Annotated in this window: 16 protein-coding genes; 5 read left to right on the plus strand and 11 right to left on the minus strand. The window is 56.0% G+C overall.

From position 1 onward, the window contains the following. The 10 genes from mraY to ilvI form a co-directional block, all read right to left on the minus strand. Positions 1-1,083, minus strand: coding sequence for a phospho-N-acetylmuramoyl-pentapeptide-transferase (mraY, locus tag ACO6VX_RS19285; protein ID WP_003854755.1), 1,083 nt, complete (start codon positions 1,081-1,083; stop codon positions 1-3). Continuing rightward, on the minus strand, positions 1,077-2,435 hold the full coding sequence (murF, locus tag ACO6VX_RS19290) for a UDP-N-acetylmuramoyl-tripeptide--D-alanyl-D-alanine ligase (RefSeq protein WP_163799012.1): 1,359 nt from the start codon (positions 2,433-2,435) through the stop codon (positions 1,077-1,079). The genes mraY and murF overlap by 7 nt, the downstream gene beginning before the upstream one ends. Next, positions 2,432-3,919 carry a UDP-N-acetylmuramoyl-L-alanyl-D-glutamate--2,6-diaminopimelate ligase gene (gene murE, locus ACO6VX_RS19295; protein ID WP_010253868.1) on the minus strand — a complete coding sequence of 496 codons (1,488 nt, stop codon included), beginning with the start codon at positions 3,917-3,919 and terminating at the stop codon, positions 2,432-2,434. Before murE ends, murF begins: the two co-directional genes overlap by 4 nt. Further along, entirely contained in the window at positions 3,906-5,672 is a 1,767-nt protein-coding gene (locus tag ACO6VX_RS19300; protein WP_010671821.1) for a peptidoglycan glycosyltransferase FtsI, read from the minus strand. The genes murE and ACO6VX_RS19300 overlap by 14 nt, the downstream gene beginning before the upstream one ends. A gap of 16 nt (positions 5,673-5,688) precedes the next feature. Beyond that, entirely contained in the window at positions 5,689-6,009 is a 321-nt protein-coding gene (gene ftsL, locus ACO6VX_RS19305) for a cell division protein FtsL (protein WP_003854764.1), read from the minus strand. Further along, positions 6,006-6,947 carry a 16S rRNA (cytosine(1402)-N(4))-methyltransferase RsmH gene (rsmH, locus tag ACO6VX_RS19310; RefSeq protein ID WP_010253859.1) on the minus strand — a complete coding sequence of 314 codons (942 nt, stop codon included), beginning with the start codon at positions 6,945-6,947 and terminating at the stop codon, positions 6,006-6,008. Before rsmH ends, ftsL begins: the two co-directional genes overlap by 4 nt. Before the next feature lie 2 nt (positions 6,948-6,949). After that, entirely contained in the window at positions 6,950-7,408 is a 459-nt protein-coding gene (gene mraZ / locus ACO6VX_RS19315) for a division/cell wall cluster transcriptional repressor MraZ (RefSeq protein ID WP_009092149.1), read from the minus strand. Between the two features lie 494 nt (positions 7,409-7,902). Further along, positions 7,903-8,913: a catabolite repressor/activator gene (gene cra, locus ACO6VX_RS19320; RefSeq protein WP_010253851.1), complete on the minus strand. Its 1,011-nt coding sequence runs from the start codon at positions 8,911-8,913 to the stop codon at positions 7,903-7,905. A 196-nt stretch (positions 8,914-9,109) separates the two neighbouring features. Then, complete coding sequence (gene ilvN, locus ACO6VX_RS19325; protein ID WP_010253849.1) at positions 9,110-9,601, minus strand: acetolactate synthase small subunit; 492 nt, start codon at positions 9,599-9,601, stop codon at positions 9,110-9,112. A gap of 2 nt (positions 9,602-9,603) precedes the next feature. Then, complete coding sequence (ilvI, locus tag ACO6VX_RS19330; RefSeq protein WP_409390881.1) at positions 9,604-11,325, minus strand: acetolactate synthase 3 large subunit; 1,722 nt, start codon at positions 11,323-11,325, stop codon at positions 9,604-9,606. A 731-nt stretch (positions 11,326-12,056) separates the two neighbouring features. Here ilvI and leuL point away from each other — a divergent pair. The 5 genes from leuL to leuD all read left to right on the plus strand — a co-directional run bounded on the left by leuL (position 12,057) and on the right by leuD (position 16,906). Next, positions 12,057-12,140, plus strand: coding sequence for a leu operon leader peptide (leuL, locus tag ACO6VX_RS19335; RefSeq protein ID WP_099257765.1), 84 nt, complete (start codon positions 12,057-12,059; stop codon positions 12,138-12,140). 89 nt (positions 12,141-12,229) lie between these two features. Further along, positions 12,230-13,792 (plus strand): 2-isopropylmalate synthase, encoded by a 1,563-nt coding sequence (gene leuA / locus ACO6VX_RS19340; RefSeq protein WP_045140777.1) that lies wholly within the window; start codon positions 12,230-12,232, stop codon positions 13,790-13,792. Between the two features lie 2 nt (positions 13,793-13,794). Beyond that, positions 13,795-14,886 (plus strand): 3-isopropylmalate dehydrogenase, encoded by a 1,092-nt coding sequence (gene leuB / locus ACO6VX_RS19345; protein ID WP_022625403.1) that lies wholly within the window; start codon positions 13,795-13,797, stop codon positions 14,884-14,886. Between the two features lie 4 nt (positions 14,887-14,890). Continuing rightward, complete coding sequence (gene leuC, locus ACO6VX_RS19350; protein ID WP_010671818.1) at positions 14,891-16,297, plus strand: 3-isopropylmalate dehydratase large subunit; 1,407 nt, start codon at positions 14,891-14,893, stop codon at positions 16,295-16,297. Between the two features lie 3 nt (positions 16,298-16,300). Continuing rightward, positions 16,301-16,906 (plus strand): 3-isopropylmalate dehydratase small subunit, encoded by a 606-nt coding sequence (gene leuD / locus ACO6VX_RS19355; RefSeq protein ID WP_010253835.1) that lies wholly within the window; start codon positions 16,301-16,303, stop codon positions 16,904-16,906. Positions 16,907-17,523: 617 nt separating this feature from the next. Here the strand turns inward: leuD and ACO6VX_RS19360 are convergent. Beyond that, the gene (locus tag ACO6VX_RS19360) at positions 17,524-18,702 is read right to left on the minus strand and encodes an MFS transporter (protein WP_010253833.1); all 1,179 of its coding nucleotides are present in this window, start codon (positions 18,700-18,702) and stop codon (positions 17,524-17,526) included. Between the last annotated feature and the right edge of the window lie 139 nt (positions 18,703-18,841).

Below are 18,841 nucleotides of genomic sequence, written 5' to 3' on the forward strand. Positions count from 1 at the left end.
TTAACGCACCTTCAGCGTGGCCAGGCCAATCAGCACCAGCATTAGCGAAATAATCCAGAAGCGCACAATGACGCGCGGTTCCGGCCAGCCCTTAAGTTCATAGTGGTGATGGATCGGCGCCATGCGGAAAATACGCTGGCCGCGCAACTTAAACGATCCCACCTGCAGGATCACCGACAGCGTTTCAACCACAAACACGCCACCCATGATCACCAGTAAAAATTCCTGACGCAGCAACACCGCAATGGTGCCCAGCGCGCCGCCCAGTGCCAGCGAACCCACGTCGCCCATAAAGACCTGAGCCGGATAGGTGTTGAACCACAGGAAGCCCAGCCCTGCCCCGACAATGGCGGTACAGACAATCACCAGCTCACCGGCGTGACGCAGATAGGGAATGTGCAGATATTCAGCAAACTTCACGTTACCGGTGGCCCAGGCAACCAGCGCAAAGCCCGCGGCGACAAAGACGGTTGGCATAATCGCCAGCCCATCCAGGCCATCGGTCAGATTGACCGCGTTACCCGTTCCGACAATCACAAAGTAAGCCAGCAGCACATAAAACAGACCTAGCTGCGGCATGATGTCTTTGAAAAAGGGCACGACCAGTTGGGTCGCGGGGGTATCTTTACCCGCCGCATAGAGCCCGAACGCGACGCCCAGCGAAATCACCGACATCCAGAAATATTTCCAGCGGGCGATCAGGCCTTTGGTGTCTTTGCGTACTACTTTGCGGTAGTCATCGACAAAACCGATGATGCCAAAGCCGATTAACACGAACAGCACGCACCAGACATAAGGATTCGACGGATAGGCCCACATCAGCACCGAAATGGTGATGGAGGTCAGAATCATGATGCCGCCCATGGTCGGCGTGCCGCGCTTACTGAAATGCGATTCCGGGCCATCGTTACGGACGACCTGGCCAATCTGTAATTTCTGCAGCCAGGCGATCAGGCGCGGCCCCATCCAGAGAGAGATGAATAACGCGGTCAGCAGGCTGACAATGGCGCGAAACGTCAGATAGGAAAAGACGTTAAATCCCGAATAAAAAGCGACCAGATGCTCGGCCAGCCAAACTAACATGTTCCTTTCTCCTTTAAGCTCTGTACTACCTGCTCCATGGCGGCACTACGTGAACCTTTTATCAGGACGGTAATTTCTGAGTGTTCGGACAACAATTGACGCAAACGTTCAGTCAGCGCAGTCTTATCGCTGAAATGTTCGCCAACTTCACTGCTTTCACTGATGAAATGGCTGAATTTTCCGGTGCTCAGCACGCGATCAATGCCTGCATCACGTGCCGCTTGCCCCACTTCGCGATGACAACTTTCGGTCTCTTCACCCAGTTCCGCCATATCACCTGTGACCAGCACCCGGTAACCCGGCATCTCTGACAGGACCTGAACAGCTGCTGTCATCGAACCGACGTTAGCGTTGTAGCTGTCATCCAGCAGCAGCTGATGCGCAGAGAGGCGAACCGGGAACAAGCGACCTGGCACCGACTGCAGGTTTTTCAGCCCCTGCTGAACGGCGCTAAGCGGTGCATCCACTGACAGAGCCAGTGCCGCCGCCGCCAGGGCGTTGGCGATGTTATGCCGACCCGGCAATGGCAGCACGATCTCAGCTTCGCCACGCGGCGTTATCATCACAAAATGAGTACCATCCTGAGCAATGCGGATATCACGGGCGGAGAATTCACACTCTGCCGTCTGCGGTGAGAAACGCCACACGGTTTTATCCTGCAGCGTGCTCTGCCAGTTGGGCCAGTCATTGCTCTCTGCGTTCAGAATCGCAATGCCGTGAGCCGGTAAGCCCTGGAAGATCTCGCCCTTGGCTTTAGCGACACCGGCCAGCGAACCAAAACCTTCCAGATGCGCCGCGGCCAGGTTATTCACCAGCGCGCTTTCCGGTTGAACCAAATCGGTGGTGTAAGCGATTTCGCCCTGATGATTCGCACCGAGTTCGATGACCGCATACTGATGTTCTGTGGTCAGTCGCAACAGCGTCATCGGTACGCCATAATCGTTGTTAAGATTGCCTGCGGTGTAGAGCGTTTCGCCACACTCACGCAGAATCGCCGCCGTCATCTCTTTAACCGAGGTTTTGCCGGAGGAGCCGGTCAGCGCCACTACACGGGCGTTCGACTGCTGACGAACCCATGCGCCCAGCCTGCCAAAGGCGAGACGGGTATCTTCAACCACCACCTGTGGCACAGCGACAGGTAAATGCTTACTTACCAGTAGCGCCTGTGCGCCATTCGCAATGGCATCGCCGGCGAAGTCGTGCGCATCAAAGCGTTCGCCCACCAGCGCAACAAACAGGCTGCCCGCCGTGACTTTGCGGGTATCGGTGGTCACGTCACTCAGCGTTAAATCGCTGCCGTGCAGCGTGCCGCCGGTGATCTCCGCCAGGGTTTTTAATGAAACCGGAATCATGCAACGCCCCCCAGCAGTGCCGCAACGGTGGCACGATCGGAGTAGTCGAGACGGCGGTTGCCGATGATCTGATAATCTTCATGGCCTTTGCCAGCCACCAGCACGATATCGTCGGGCTGCGCCTGCATAATGGTGTTAGTGACCGCCTGCGCACGACCAGAGACCACGCGGGCGCGGCCTGGGTCCAGCAAACCGGTCAGAATATCTTTTACAATCGCCTGCGGATCTTCGCTGCGCGGATTATCATCCGTAATCACCACCACATCCGCATATTGCTCAGCAATCGCGCCCATTAACGGGCGTTTGCCTTTGTCACGGTCGCCGCCGCAGCCAAACAGGCACCAGAGTTTTCCTTTGCAGTGCAGGCGTGCCGCTTCCAGCGCTTTTTCCAGCGCATCCGGGGTGTGGGCATAATCCACGACAACCGTCGGTTTTCCTGCGGCGCTGAACACTTCCATACGCCCGTTGACCGGCTGCAACTGCGGTGCAACGCTGATTAGCGTCGCCAGCGGATAATCCAGTGACAGCAGCGTCGCCAGTGCCAGCATCAGGTTGCTGACGTTGAAGGCACCCATCAGCGGACTGTCGATTTCGCCGTTGCCCCAGCTGGAGCTGAAACGAATATGTGCGCCGTTATCGTGGTAATCCACCGCATCGGCTTTAAGCCAGCGCCCGTGGCAGCCCGGCTGGAGGTTATCCTCCATGGTGACCGCAACGGCATCAGGTAAGCGCGCCAGCCAGCGACGACCGACTTCGTCATCCGCGTTAAGAATCGCCTGCCCGACCTGATGCTCAGAAAAGAGCAGCCATTTAGCTGACTCATAGCTCTGCATATCACCGTGGTAATCGAGGTGATCGCGACTGAGATTGGTGAAGACCGCCGCGGCAAACGGCAGCGCAGCGACACGATGCTGAACCAGTCCGTGTGACGAGATTTCCATTGCGGTCAGGGTCGCCCCTTTTTCAGCCAGATCGTGCAGCAGATGCTGAACATCAACCGCTGAACCCGTGGTATTTTCTGCCGCCGCTAAGTGACCTACCAGCCCATTACCGACGGTGCCCATCACCGCGCTGGTCTCACCCAGTAGCGTCGCCCACTGCGCCAGCAGCTGGGTGGTGGTGGTTTTACCGTTGGTGCCGGTGACGCCAATCAGCTTCTGTTTTTCGCCCGGCTGCTGATAAAAACGGCCTGCCAGGGCCGAAAGGCGCTGATGCAGCTGCGCCAGATAGATAACCGGTACGCCGTGCATTTCACGGATTTCGCCGTCGACCGCTTCACCCTCAGCTTCCGCCACCACAGCGGCAACGCCCTGCGCAATTGCCTGCGGAATGAAACGGCGTCCATCAACCTGATGGCCTGCAACAGCGACAAACAGATCGCCAGAAGCCGCAATGCGGCTATCCAGGGTCATGTCACGCAGTGGGCGCGCCGGCGCGCCTGGCACCCAGGGGCCGAGTAAATCGCGCAGGTTACGATCTGTCACTTGATTCCTCACTTCTGTTAGTCACCAGCTCATTCTTGTCATTGGTCGGTAACGCGTCCGGCTCGATGTTCATGGTACGCAGTACGCCACCCATGATGGCTCCAAATACCGGAGCGGAGACCGCACCGCCGTAATACTTGCCGGCCTGGGGATCGTTGATCACCACCACCAGCGCGAATCGGGGATGACTGGCAGGCGCGACGCCTGCGGTGTAGGCAATGTATTTATTGACGTAGCGTCCGTCCGGCCCGACCTTTTTCGCCGTACCGGTTTTTATCGCAATGCGATAACCCTTGATTGCCGCTTTGACGCCCCCGCCACCGGGCAGCGCCACGCTTTCCATCATGTGCATCACGGTTTTCACCAGTGACTCATCGAAAACGCGTTGTCCCGCGACGGGCGGATCCACTTTGGTGATCGAAAGCGGGCGATTAATGCCATAGCTGCCAATCGTTGCGTAGACTCGCGCTAACTGTAACGGCGTTACCATTAGCCCGTAGCCGAAAGAGAAGGTGGCCCTCTCTATGTCAGACCACCGTTGTTTTTTAGGGTATAAGCCACTGCTTTCCCCGACCAGCCCCAAATTGGTCGGTTTGCCCAGTCCAAAGCGCGCGTAAGTTTCTACCAGCGCTGAGGAAGGCATCGCTAACGCCAGACGTGAAACACCGACGTTACTCGACTTCTGTAAAACCCCTGTCAGGGTCAATTCGTTGTAGCGCGCCACATCTTTGATCTCATGACCATTGACGCGGTACGGCACGGTATTCAGGACGCTGTTCTCTCTCACCACACCACGCTGCAACGCCGTCATCACCACCATCGGCTTCACGGTAGAGCCAGGTTCGAAAATGTCGGTGATGGCGCGGTTACGCATCAGATCTTTTGGCGTATTGCCGAGATTGTTCGGGTTGTAAGCCGGGCTGTTGGCCATCGCCAGCACTTCACCGGTATTGACATCCACCAGCACCGCCGTACCCGATTCCGCTTTGTTAAAGGCAACGGCGTTATTCAGTTCACGGTAAACCAGCGCCTGTAACCGCTCATCAATGCTCAGCGTCAGGTTATGAGCGGCCCGGCTGTCCACAGAAGAGATATCCTCGATGACCCGACCATACCGATCTTTGCGCACCGTCCGCTCGCCGGGTGCACCGGTCAGCCACTTATCAAAGCTCTTCTCGATGCCTTCAATGCCCTGCCCGTCGATGTTGGTAAAGCCAATGAGATGGGAGGTGACCTGCCCGGCAGGATAGTAACGGCGCGACTCTTCGCGCAGATGAATACCGGGAAGTTTGAGTTTTTTAACGTAGTCGCCGATAGCCGGATTGACCTGGCGCGCCAGATAGACAAAGCGGCCTTTGGGATTGGCATTCACGCGGGCGGCCAGCTGATCAAGGGGAATAGAGAGCGCATCGGAAAGCGCCTTCCAGCGGCTGTCCAGCGTCACGCCGCCACCGGCGTGCAGCTCTTTGGGATCGGCCCAGATAGCGTTGACCGGCACGCTGACTGCCAGCGGGCGTCCGGCGCGATCGCTGATCATGCCGCGTGAGGTGGGCACCGCCTGAACACGCAGCGAGCGCAGATCGCCCTCTTTTACCAGCTTGCCAGGATTGATCACCTGCAGCCAGGCCACACGTGACAGCAATCCACCCAGCGCCAGTAAAATACAGCCGCACAGCAACGCAAAACGCCAGCTTACAAAGCTGGCTTTATCTTCCGGTTTCTTCAATTTCAGCGTTCTGCCTGTGCCGCTCATTCGCTATCTGAGGTCCTTATTTCTGCACCACGATATTTTCTTGTGAAGGATCAACGTGCTGCAGTTGCAGCTTCTCGGTGGCGATGCGTTCAACACGGCTGTGATCGCCCAGTGCATTCTCTTCCAGGATCAGGTTGCGCCACTCGATATCGAGTGCGTCACGCTCCAGCACCAGCTGTTCGCGCTGCGCGGTTAACAGTCGTGTTTTATGGGTGGTGGTCACCACCAGCACGGCAGAAACCACCACAGCGATCAGCAACAGCACCGGAATCTTGCCCTTTCGCAGCAGATCCCCGCCGATAACGGCAGGCAGACTGTGACGCTCATTACCGATCATGCGTCGGTTTTCTCCGCGATACGTAATACCGAGCTGCGCGCACGTGGGTTTTCAGAGACTTCAGCGTCACCCGGCGACATTTTGCCGAGCAACTTCAGTTCACGCCCACCCAGGGCACGCAGCTGATGTTCAGTCATGGGAATCCCAGGCGGCACCTGCGGCCCGCGACTCTGATCGCGCATAAAGCGCTTCACCAGCCGATCTTCCAGTGAATGGAAGCTGATAACAGAGAGGCGGCCCTGCGGGGCCAGCACTTCAACAGCGCCTTTCAGGGCAATATCGATCTCTTCCAGTTCGCTGTTAATCCAGATACGAATCGCCTGGAAGCTGCGCGTAGCCGGATGCTTAAACTTATCTTTTACCGGCATGGCGATTGAGATCACCTCAGCCAGTTCCCGGGTCCGGGTCATCGGCTGTTCACGATTACGCTCGACAATGGCCCGGGCGATGCGTTTGGCGAATCGCTCTTCACCGTAGGTCTTCAGGACAAACGCGATATCCGCCTCTTCTGCGTGCAGCAACCATTCTGCGGCGGAGTGCCCGCGCGAAGGGTCCATTCGCATATCCAGCGGTCCGTCACGCATAAAGGAGAAGCCACGTTCGGCGTCATCCAGCTGCGGTGATGAAACCCCCAGGTCCAGCAAAATGCCGTCAATCTTTCCGACCAGATCCCGTTCGGAGACATACTCTGCCAGCGCGGAAAAAGGGCCATGAATAATTGAAAAACGCGGGTCGGTGATCTCTGCGGCAGCGGCGATAGCTTGCGGATCACGATCGATGGCGATCAGCTTTCCCTTCTCTCCCAGCTGCGAAAGAATCAGGCGTGAATGGCCACCACGACCAAAAGTGCCGTCGATGTAAATACCGTCTTCCCTGATATTGAGGCCGTTAACCGCCTCATCCAACAGCACGGTGGTATGTTTGAAATTTTCCTGCATAGCTATAGCGACAAGTCCTGCAACCGCTCAGATAAAGGCTCCTGAGCCGACTGTTCTGCGTCAATATCGTCCCTGACTTGTTGATACCAGGTCTGTTCATCCCACAGCTCAAATTTATTGAACTGTCCAACCAGCATCACTTCTTTGGTTAATTTTGCGTGCTGCCGAAGCGTATTCGCCAGCAGCAGGCGGCCTGCATTATCCATCTGACATTCACTGGCATGCCCCAGCAGCAAACGCTGCACGCGGCGCTCAAGTGGATTCATACTGGAAAGGCGTGCCAGCTTTTTTTCAATGATTTCCCATTCGGGCAGGGTATAAAGCAACAGGCATGGCTGGTGGAGGTCGATGGTACAGACCATCTGCCCCTGAGACTCCCCAATCAGCAAATCGCGATATCGCGTAGGTACGGCGAGCCGCCCTTTGCTGTCGAGATTGACTAACGTTGCTCCGCGGAACATGCCAGTCTCTTCTCCTCATCACCCATTTACGCCACTTTATCCCACTTTTTACCACGAAACGAGTTTAAGGATCCCATGAAATCCTTGTCAAGCCGGAGCGGCAGGTGAATATCACTATTTACAGAGTGAAGAATTAATCTCTGGCGACGATATAAACGAATAAAAGGGGAAAGTAAAAATTAAGCCGATGAATACCTGAATAAAAAAAACGACCCGGGAAAAAACGACTAAAAATGAAACAATGTAAAGGGCTAAATATTAATCGTGGTTTCTGAGACAGCGGCGGCATTTTAGGGGATTTCCGAAAGGAAGCCCAGCGGCTTAAGGCCAGACGGGAAAGTAAGTTTGTTGAAGTTGTAAGCAGATAATAAAAATAACCCTTTCTGCTTTGTTAGATTTGATGAGCAGAATTTACGCTTTTTTACGTCGACCTGTTTATTTAATCAGTTAAATCTTTAAATAAAATGGGCGGGCAGCGTAATACTGCCCGTGGCTCATTTAACTTTTCGGCTTAATTGTCCGCGACGGTATAAATTACGGCGAATGCGGGTTAACCCGGGTTTTGGTTTTCTGGGTTCATCCAGCGAGGCTAAAACTAATTCCAGCACGCGCTCTGCCACGTCGCGATGACGCTGACCCACCGCCAGCACCGGACACTCAAGAAAGTCCAGTAATTCGTGGTCGCCAAAGGTGGCGATGGCCAGCTCGGTCGGAAGCCGTCCGTCTCGTTTCAGCGTCACATCCATCACACCCTGCAGCAAGCCAAATGAGGTGGTAAAAAGCGCCTCGGGCATCGGGTGATCTTCAAGGTATTGTTCAAACAGTGCCGCGGCGGCTGTGCGTTCGAAGCTATTGCAGTAGATATAGTCAATCGGCCGGGGATCGTCTTTCCATGCATCGCGGAAACCCAGCTCGCGCAGGAAACTTACCGACAGCTCGGGTAACGCACCGAGGAACAGCACATTTTTGACCTCAAGCTGACGCAGTTCAGCCGCCAGCATATGGGCATCGTCCTGATCGGCACCCACTACGCTGGTGAAATGTTCACGATCCAGCGCGCGATCTAACGCAATAATCGGCAGGGGATCGTTGATCCAGCGCTGATAAAAGGGATGCTCTGGCGGTAACGAGGTAGAGACGATGATCGCATCGACCTGGCGCTGTAACAGATGCTCAATGCAGCGCATCTCGTTATCGGGCTGATCTTCAGAACAGGCGATCAGCAGCTGATAGCCGCGCTGACGGGCCTGCCGCTCAAGATAGTTCGCAATACGGGTATAACTGGTATTTTCCAGATCGGGGATCACTAACCCAATAGAGCGCGTACGCCCGGCGCGCAGCCCGGCAGCCACCGCATTGGGGTGATAATTATGCTCACGTACCACCGCCATGACTTTCTCAACGGTTTTGTCGCTGACACGATACTGCCGCGCTTTGCCATTGATCACATAACTGGCCGTGGTGCGCGACACGCCTGCCAAACGCGCAATTTCATCCAGTTTCACGATAACCCCACCATCAAATCCGCTTTTACGGCAGAAATAGCCGCAGTTAAGCTATGGATAACTCATGGCTATCATCTAACAGCAGAAAAGTGCGCGGAGCAACCGCTTTTCTGAATGTAACTCGCCTGGCGCATAAAAAATAAAAAAACCCGGCATTTCGCCGGGTTAGGTGAGGATTGATGATGACGCTGCGTGATTAACGCATGATACGATCGCCGCGTGAAACGCCGACGATACCGGAGCGTGCCACTTCAACAATTTCGGCGACATCGCGAACGGTATTCAGGAAGGCGTCCAGTTTGTCACTGGTGCCTGCCAGCTGAACCGTGTACAGCGTCGGCGTTACGTCGATGATCTGACCACGAAAGATCTCGGCGTTACGCTTCACCTCTTCACGTCCGTAGCCGCTCGCCTGAATCTTCACCAGCATGATTTCGCGCTCAACATAGGCGCCCTGCCCCAGCTCGGTAACGCGCAGCACATCTACCAGCTTGTGCAGCTGCTTTTCAATCTGCTCCAGCACCTTTTGATCGCCCACCGTCTGAATGGTCATCCGCGACAGCGTAGGATCATCCGTTGGTGCCACGGTCAGGCTCTCAATGTTATAGCCGCGCTGTGAGAACAGGCCGACGACACGGGATAATGCGCCGGATTCGTTCTCCAGCAGAACTGATAAAATACGACGCATAATTATGTCCTCTCCGTTTTGCTCAACCACATCTCATCCATGCTGCCACCGCGAATCTGCATCGGGTAAACATGCTCGCTACCGTCAACGGTGACATCCACAAATACCAGACGTCCCTTCGCCAGGGTTTCCAGCGCCAGCGCCAGTTTCTCTTCCAGCTCAGCCGGGTGCTCAATCGCGATCCCGACGTGGCCGTAGGCTTCCGCCAGACGCACGAAGTCAGGCAGCGACTCCATGTAAGACTGGGAGTGACGACCGGAGTAGATCATATCCTGCCACTGCTTCACCATGCCCAGCACCCGGTTGTTCAGGTTCAGCACCAGCACCGGCAGATCGTACTGCAGCGCGGTGGAAAGCTCCTGAATGTTCATCTGGATACTGCCATCGCCCGTTACGCAGATGACTGTTTCATCCGGCAGCGCCATCTTCACGCCCAGCGCAGCAGGCAGGCCAAAGCCCATGGTGCCCAGACCGCCGGAGTTGATCCAGCGACGCGGTTTGTTGAAAGGATAATAGAGCGCAGCAAACATCTGGTGCTGGCCCACATCCGAGGTCACATACGCATCGCCTTTGGTCAGACGGCTGATGGTTTCAATCACTGCCTGCGGCTTGATTTTGTCGCTGGTGCGATCAAATTCCAGGCAGTGACGACTGCGCCAGCCCTCAATCTCCTGCCACCAGTCGTGCAGGCTCTCAGCGCGCTGGCTTTCACTTTGCGCCAGCAACTCCAGCATCTGCTGCAGCACCTGCTTCGCATCACCGACAATCGGGATATCCGCCGCCACCGTCTTAGAGATAGAGGTCGGGTCGATATCGATATGCATCACCGTGGCGTTAGGACAATACTTCGCCAGGTTGTTGGTGGTGCGGTCATCAAAGCGAACACCAATACCAAAAATCAGGTCGGTATTGTGCATCGTCATGTTGGCTTCGTACGTGCCGTGCATACCGAGCATGCCAACGCACTGACGATGAGTGCCAGGGAACGCGCCCAGGCCCATCAGCGAGGTCGTCACCGGAATATTCAGGCTTTCGGCCAGCTTTAACAGTTCGGCTTCGCAGCCTGCGGTAATGGCACCACCACCAGCGTAGATCACCGGCTTCTTCGCGGCCAGCAACGTGGTCAGCGCACGCTTAATCTGACCTTTATGGCCCTGAATGGTCGGATTGTAGGAGCGCATGCTCACCGTTTCCGGCCAGTGATAAGGCAACTTGTTGGCCGGATTCAGAATATCTTTCGGCAGATCGATTACCACCGGCCCCGGACGTCCGGTGGAAGCCAGCCAGAACGCCTTTTTCAACACGGTTGGGATCTCTTCGGTACTTTTCACCAGGAAGCTGTGCTTCACTACCGGACGAGAGATGCCGACCATGTCGCACTCCTGAAAGGCGTCATAGCCAATCAGCGACGAGGGAACCTGACCCGAGAGGATCACCAGCGGAATCGAGTCCATATAGGCGGTGGCGATACCGGTAATCGCATTGGTTGCGCCGGGTCCGGAGGTGACGAGCACCACGCCGACTTCACCAGTGGCGCGCGCCAGGCCGTCAGCCATGTGCACCGCACCCTGCTCATGACGCACCAGAATGTGATCGATACCCCCGACGGTTTGCAGCGCATCATAGATATCCAACACTGCGCCACCCGGATAACCGAATACCTGCTTAACGCCCTGATCGATTAACGAACGGACGACCATTTCGGCTCCTGACAACATCTCCATCTTCTGCCTCCAGGCTTGCGGACCCGGCTCTGTTAATACGCCCGTTAGCGCGTACCACAAAGCCCTGGTGCCTGCTTTGCCAATCAAAATCTTATGTTTATGCATGACAGCGGAAACAACTGCCGCTGTCCGGTTACAGAGAAATCTGTTGAGTTTATTTTTCTGAGAGTAGGTCGATTACCATAACCGCAGTTAACCGGGCAGGCAAACCGCAAACCCACGTAAATTAAAAGGCAGGGGCGTAAAGGCTCTGCCCGATAAGAATTGGCTGCGCGGATTAAACTAATTACGCGGCAGAACCGCAGAGGAAAATGCTGATTAAGAAATTATTTTCAGCGTGATCTAAGAAATAACGAAAACTTATTACCCGGCTGCCCTGGCCCACAATCGCCTGACACTTTTCTTTTCTGGCGTAATTAACCAGTAAATCGCTGAGACGCATTCGATTATGCTAAAGAGCAGGTGATATATCCTGTATCCTCGTGAGATACCTTCCCGATAAAGTCTTTAATTTTCAACACAATAAAATCAAAGACCCGCAGAATCAGTGCTCATTCCCGGGTCGATTGCCTCCGCAGCCACTACGGCGCTGTTCATTACGCTGCCTGACCGTTAAATAACAGAATATCTTCCTCTGGCACCACTAAGAATACCCCTGCATTGAAGGTTGACATCCCTGAGTGATTCCAGTACCAATATGTACAGCACAACATTTTATAAGGTTTGAATCCATGTTTCGTTCTGTTCGCCTTCTCGGTCTACTACTAAACGCACTCAGCTTGCGCGGTAGACTTGTGGGCGGAATCAAACACTGATTCAAACCTGCTGAAAGTTAAAAACCCGCGCCTGTCGCGGGTTTTTTTATGCTCGTTGCCAGGCCAGAAAAAGCATAAGGATGATTACGATGAGTCAGCAAGTCATTATTTTCGATACCACTCTGCGCGACGGTGAGCAGGCATTACAGGCCAGCCTGAGTGTGAAAGAAAAATTGCAGATTGCTTTAGCGCTGGAGCGCATGGGCGTGGATGTGATGGAAGTCGGTTTCCCGGTCTCCTCACCGGGCGACTTTGAGTCTGTGCAGACCATTGCGCGCACCATTAAAAACAGTCGGGTTTGCGGTCTGGCACGCTGTGTGGAAAAAGATATTGATGCGGCGTACGAATCACTGCGTGTTGCCGAAGCCTTCCGTATTCATACCTTTATCGCCACCTCGCCGATGCACATCGCCACCAAACTGCGCAGCACGCTGCCGGAAGTGATTGAGCGTGCGGTGCATATGGTGAAACGTGCGCGTAATTATACCAGCGACGTTGAGTTCTCCTGCGAAGATGGCGGCCGTACCCCGATTGATGACCTGTGCCGGATGGTAGAAGCCACGATTAACGCCGGTGCCACCACCATCAACATCCCGGACACCGTTGGCTACACCTTGCCAGGCGAGTATGCCCACATCATCGGCGAACTGATGAATCGCGTTCCTAACATCGACAAAGCAATTATCTCTGTTCACACCCACGATGACCTGGGTATGGCAACCGGCAACGCCCTGGCTGCCGTACAGGCGGGCGCGCGTCAGGTTGAAGGAACGATGAATGGCCTGGGTGAACGTGCCGGTAACTGTGCGCTGGAAGAGGTGATCATGGCGATTAAAACCCGCCAGCAGATCATGAACGTGCATACCAATATCAATCATCAGGAAATCTACCGTACCAGCCAGATGGTCAGCCAGATCTGCAACATGCCGATCCCGGCGAACAAGGCAGTGGTCGGCTCTAACGCCTTCGCTCACTCCTCGGGTATTCATCAGGATGGCGTGCTGAAGAACCGCGAGAACTATGAAATCCTGACGCCGGAATCGATCGGCTTACACAAAATCCAGCTGAACCTGACCTCACGTTCTGGCCGCGCGGCGGTAAAACATCGTATGGAAGAGATGGGCTATGCCGAGCAGGATTACAATCTGGATACGCTGTATGACGCCTTCCTGAAACTGGCCGATAAAAAAGGGCAGGTTTTCGATTACGACCTGGAAGCGCTGGCCTTCATCAACAAGCAGAATGAAGAGCCGGAATATTTCCAGCTGCACGAATTTAACGTCCAGACCGGTTCCAGCATCACCGCCACCGCCTCTGTCAATCTGGGCTGCGGCGATGTCGCTAAATCGGATGCAGCCACCGGTAATGGCCCGGTTGACGCGGTCTACCAGGCGATTAACCGTATCACCCAGTTCGACGCCGAGCTGGTTAACTACAAGCTGACCGCGAAAGGCCACGGCGAGAATGCGCTGGGTCAGGTCGATATCGTCGTGAGCTACAACGGCCGCAAGTTCCACGGCATTGGTCTGGCGACCGATATTGTGGAGTCCTCCGCCAAAGCGATGGTCAACGCTCTGAACAATATCTGGCGTGCCCGTCAGGTTGAACAAGAATTGCAGCGCAAATTTAAAGATCAGAAGGAAACCGTATAACCATGTCCAGCTCATCTCATATCGCAGTTTTACCCGGTGATGGTATCGGCCCGGAAGTGATGGCGCAGGCTATGAAAGTGCTGGATGCCATTCGTCAGCGCTTTGATATGCAGATCACCACCCAGGAGTATGCGGTCGGCGGCATTGCTATCGATCAGCATGGCGAACCCCTGCCACCCGCAACGGTTGCAGGCTGCGAGCAGGCCGACGCGATCCTGTTTGGTTCCGTTGGCGGCCCGAAGTGGGAGCACTTACCGCCGGCATCGCAACCGGAGCGCGGTGCGCTGCTGCCGCTGCGCAAACATTTTAAGCTGTTCAGTAACCTGCGTCCGGCTGCGCTCTACAGCGGACTGGAGGCATTTTGCCCGCTGCGCGCCGACATTGCTGCCAAAGGCTTCGACATTCTGTGCGTGCGTGAACTGACCGGCGGCATCTACTTTGGTCAGCCGAAAGGACGTGAAGGCAGCGGCCCGGAAGAGCGTGCATTTGATACCGAGGTTTATCACCGTTTCGAAATTGAGCGCATCGCCCGCATCGCGTTTGAATCGGCGCGCAAACGCCGTAACAAAGTCACCTCGGTTGATAAAGCCAACGTGCTGCAGACCTCCGTGATGTGGCGTGAAATCGTCAACGAAGTGGCCAAAGAGTACCCGGACGTGCAGCTGAGCCACATCTATATCGACAACGCCACCATGCAGTTGATCAAAGACCCGTCGCAGTTTGACGTGCTGCTCTGCTCCAACCTGTTCGGCGATATTCTCTCTGATGAGTGCGCCATGATTACCGGCTCGATGGGGATGCTGCCTTCCGCCAGCCTGAATGAAGCGGGCTTTGGCCTGTTCGAACCCGCGGGTGGCTCGGCGCCGGATATCGCCGGTCAGAATATTGCCAACCCGGTCGCCCAGATCCTGTCACTGTCGCTGCTGCTGCGTTACAGCCTGAATGCCGATGAGGCTGCCGACAGTATCGAACGTGCCATCAGCCGTGCGCTGGAACAGGGCTACCGCACCAAAGATTTAGCCGGTGATGGTCCAGCGGTCAGCACAGATGAGATGGGCAGCATCATTGCCCGCTTTATCGCCGAGGAAAAATAAAAAAATGAAAACCTTATACCAGAAGTTATTTGATGCACATGTCGTCCATGAAACGCCAGAAGAAACGCCGTTACTCTACATTGATCGCCATCTGATCCATGAGGTGACCTCGCCCCAGGCCTTTGATGGTCTGCGCGCCCACGGACGTAAAGTCCGTCAGCCGGGCAAAACCTTTGCCACCATGGATCACAACGTTTCTACGCAGACCAAAGATATCAATGCATCGGGCGAGATGGCGCGTATCCAGATGCAGGAGCTGATGAAGAACTGTGCTGAGTTTGGCGTACAGCTGTATGACCTGAATCATCCGTTCCAGGGCATCGTCCACGTTATCGGTCCTGAGCAGGGCATGACGCTGCCGGGCATGACGATTGTGTGCGGTGACTCGCACACCGCCACGCACGGTGCGTTTGGCTCGCTGGCCTTTGGTATCGGCACCTCTGAAGTTGAACATGTGTTTGCTACCCAGACCCTGAAACAGGGTCGGGCAAAAACCATGAAGATTGAAGTGCTGGGCCAGGCGTCAACCGGCATTACGGCTAAAGATATCGTGCTGGCGATCATCGGCAAAACCGGCAGCGCAGGCGGAACCGGCTATGTGGTCGAATTCTGCGGTCCGGCGATTCAGGCGCTGAGCATGGAAGGTCGTATGACCCTGTGCAACATGGCGATTGAGATGGGTGCGAAAGCGGGCCTGGTGGCACCGGATGAGACCACCTTCAACTATCTGAAAGGTCGTCAGTTCTCGCCGCAGGGTGAGAAATGGGAGCAGGCCGTTGATTACTGGCGCACCCTGAAGTCTGACGAAGGCGCGAAATATGATGCGGTGGTAACGCTGCATGCTGAAGAGATTGCACCGCAGGTCACCTGGGGCACCAATCCGGGTCAGGTTATTGCCGTTGATCAGGTGATCCCAAATCCGGCCTCGTTCGCCGATCCGGTTGAGCGCGCCTCAGCCGAAAAAGCCCTGGCCTACATGAACCTGCAGCCAGGCATCAAACTGACCGATGTGGCGATTGATAAAGTGTTTATCGGCTCCTGCACCAACTCACGCATCGAAGATCTGCGTGCCGCCGCCGCCATCGCCAAAGGCCGCAAAGTGGCGCCTGGCGTGGTCGCCATGGTGGTGCCGGGTTCCGGCCCGGTGAAAGCGCAGGCCGAAGCGGAAGGTCTGGACAAAATCTTCCTGGAAGCGGGCTTTGAATGGCGTCTGCCAGGCTGCTCAATGTGTCTGGCGATGAACAATGACCGCCTGAATCCGGGCGAGCGTTGCGCGTCAACCAGCAACCGTAACTTTGAAGGCCGTCAGGGCCGTGGTGGACGTACTCATCTGGTCAGCCCGGCAATGGCCGCGGCGGCTGCCGTAACCGGCCACTTTGCCGACATCCGTGAACTGACGACAGGAGCTTAAGTCATGGCGAATAAATTTACTCAGCACACCGGCATTGTTGCGCCGCTGGATGCCGCGAACGTCGATACGGACGCGATCATTCCCAAGCAGTTTTTGCAGAAGGTCACCCGCACCGGTTTTGGACAGCATCTGTTCCACGACTGGCGCTTTGAAGATGACGCGGGCACCGTGCCAACGCCCGGCTTTGTGCTGAACAAGCCTGAGTTCAAAGGCACCAGCATCCTGCTGGCGCGTGAAAACTTTGGCTGCGGCTCTTCACGTGAGCATGCGCCCTGGGCGCTGACCGATTTTGGTTTTCACGTGGTGATTGCGCCGAGCTTCGCGGATATCTTTTATGGCAACAGCTTCAACAACCAGCTGCTGCCGGTGAAGTTAAGCGAAGAGGAAGTGGATGAGCTGTTCAGACTGGTTGCGGACCAGCCCGGCATCAGCTTTACGGTAGACCTGGAAGCGCAGACGGTCACCGCTGGCGATAAAGTCTATTCGTTCGAGCTCGACAGCTTCCGCCGCCACTGCATGATTAACGGCCTGGACAGCATCGGCCTGACGCTGCAGCACGAAGCCTCCATTTCGCAGTATGAGCAGAATCAGCCCGCCTTCCTGCGCTAATTGAGTAAAATCAGGGCGACATTGGGTCGTAATGCTGATCAGTTAAGATTAGATTTGTAAAGGCTGTCACGGTCAAACGTGGCAGCCTTTTTTCTGGCCGAGCAAGCCGCAGTGCGGGCCAGCGCACCTCTGCTGCTGCCGGGCCGTCCTCGCGCCGCTCACGCGGTACCTTCGGCTTTGACGTCGTGCCGACGAACCGTTCGGGGATCGGCCCTCCCTGGCCGGCCCCGACCTGTCCACGCTTCCCGGCGTGGACTTCTGGCCCACCGTCACGCCTCAGCGCTGCGGATAGCCCTTTCAGCAGCAGAGGCGCTCAGGCCTCGACTCTCGTGCCCTTTTTAACAGCACGCACCAGAAGCTTAAGAGCAGACTGGTGGCGATCAGGAGCAGGCAATCCGCAGCGCTGAACAGAATGAGTCTGCCAGGAGAGCCCGCAGGACGCGGGCGAAAGGCGGGGCGGCACAGGATGTGCCATCCCCGACGGTCCGTCAGGCAGGCGAATGAAGTGAAGGAACCGCGCAGCGGCGCGAGGACCGCCAGCCCCTGAGCGGCACCAGACTGCGTTATCACCTGTCGCTTAACTGACTGGCATTACGACATCGGGTCGCCCTTCTTCTTTATACGTCGCGCACCCGTGCCGACATCACCAGCGCCACAATAGCCAGCCCGAATGCCAGCCAGTAAACCGCCTCATGTCCCAGTCGCTCACTCAGCGTTCCCTGAATCACCCCAGCCAGAATCATGCCGGTCGAGATCGAGTTGGTGAACATGGTGGTCGCTGCACCAGGCCGTCCTGGCATCAGATCCTGAAACCACAGCATCCCTATGCCAGCAATAATCCCGACAAACACCGCGTTAAACAGCTGCAACACCATCAGCGACGTGCGGGAATTGAATAGCACCAGCCCCAGATAAAACAGTACGCCAGCCGCCACCGCGATCAGCATTAACCGGCGCTTGCCGATACGCCGCGCGTAATGTCCGGCCAGCAGCATCACCGGGATCTCCAGCCCTGCCGCCGTCCCCATCAGCAGACCGGCCAGCTTCTCGGGCAGGCCCAGCGTGGTGCTGATATAGAGCGGCATATCGATGATATACATCGTGTTGCAGGTCCACATCGCGACTGAGGCCAGGAACAGTAAACGCACATCCCGATCGCGCCAGCCACTTAGCGGCAGCCCGCCGCTTTGCATCAGGGGCTGCGAACGTGGCACCGACGGCACGGTGAACCAGACCAGCAGGATACAGATCAGAAACAGCGCGGCGGCCACCATAAATAGCGTCACAAAGCCGTAGTTCAGCGCCAGCGCGAAGGAGAGCGGCGGCCCAATCACCCACGCCAGCGACAGCTGCGCACGCATCACCGAACTGAACATCACCGCTTCACGCGCCGACTGATCGGCATATTCCCGCGCCAGCGCAAACAGCTGAGGCATTGAGACGCTGGCCAGCGCTGACAGCAGCACGCCCAGCGTCAGTAAGGTCAGATAGTGGCGGGTAAAGGCAAACAGTAGCGCATTGACCAGCGCCATCAGGCAGCAGAAGAGAATGATATGACGACGATCGCCGACGCTGTCAGAGCGCTTTGCCACCAGCATGCTCACCACGATACCGGCCACCGCATTGATGGTGAAAAACAGTCCGACCCAGAAGGGCCGCGCCTGCACCTCGCGCGTCAGAAACAGGCTGAGCGTCGGCGCCTGCAGTGCGCCCGCGATGCCCAGCATGAACGAGGCGACCATAAAAGCGAGGTAAACCGGATTGATGCGGCGCTGCCGCGTTAACAGCGATTTCATACCGAAATCCCTTACAGAACAAACAGAGGGGAAAAAAGAAGGGTAGACGATACCGCGCAACATGAAAAAAGCCAGCAGAGATCATCTGCTGGCGGTGTAAATGCACCCTACTCAGAAAAGCACTCCGCTGAACAGCGAA

Source organism: Pantoea sp. BJFS-204 (assembly GCF_049310725.1).
Lineage (GTDB): Bacteria > Pseudomonadota > Gammaproteobacteria > Enterobacterales > Enterobacteriaceae > Pantoea > Pantoea agglomerans.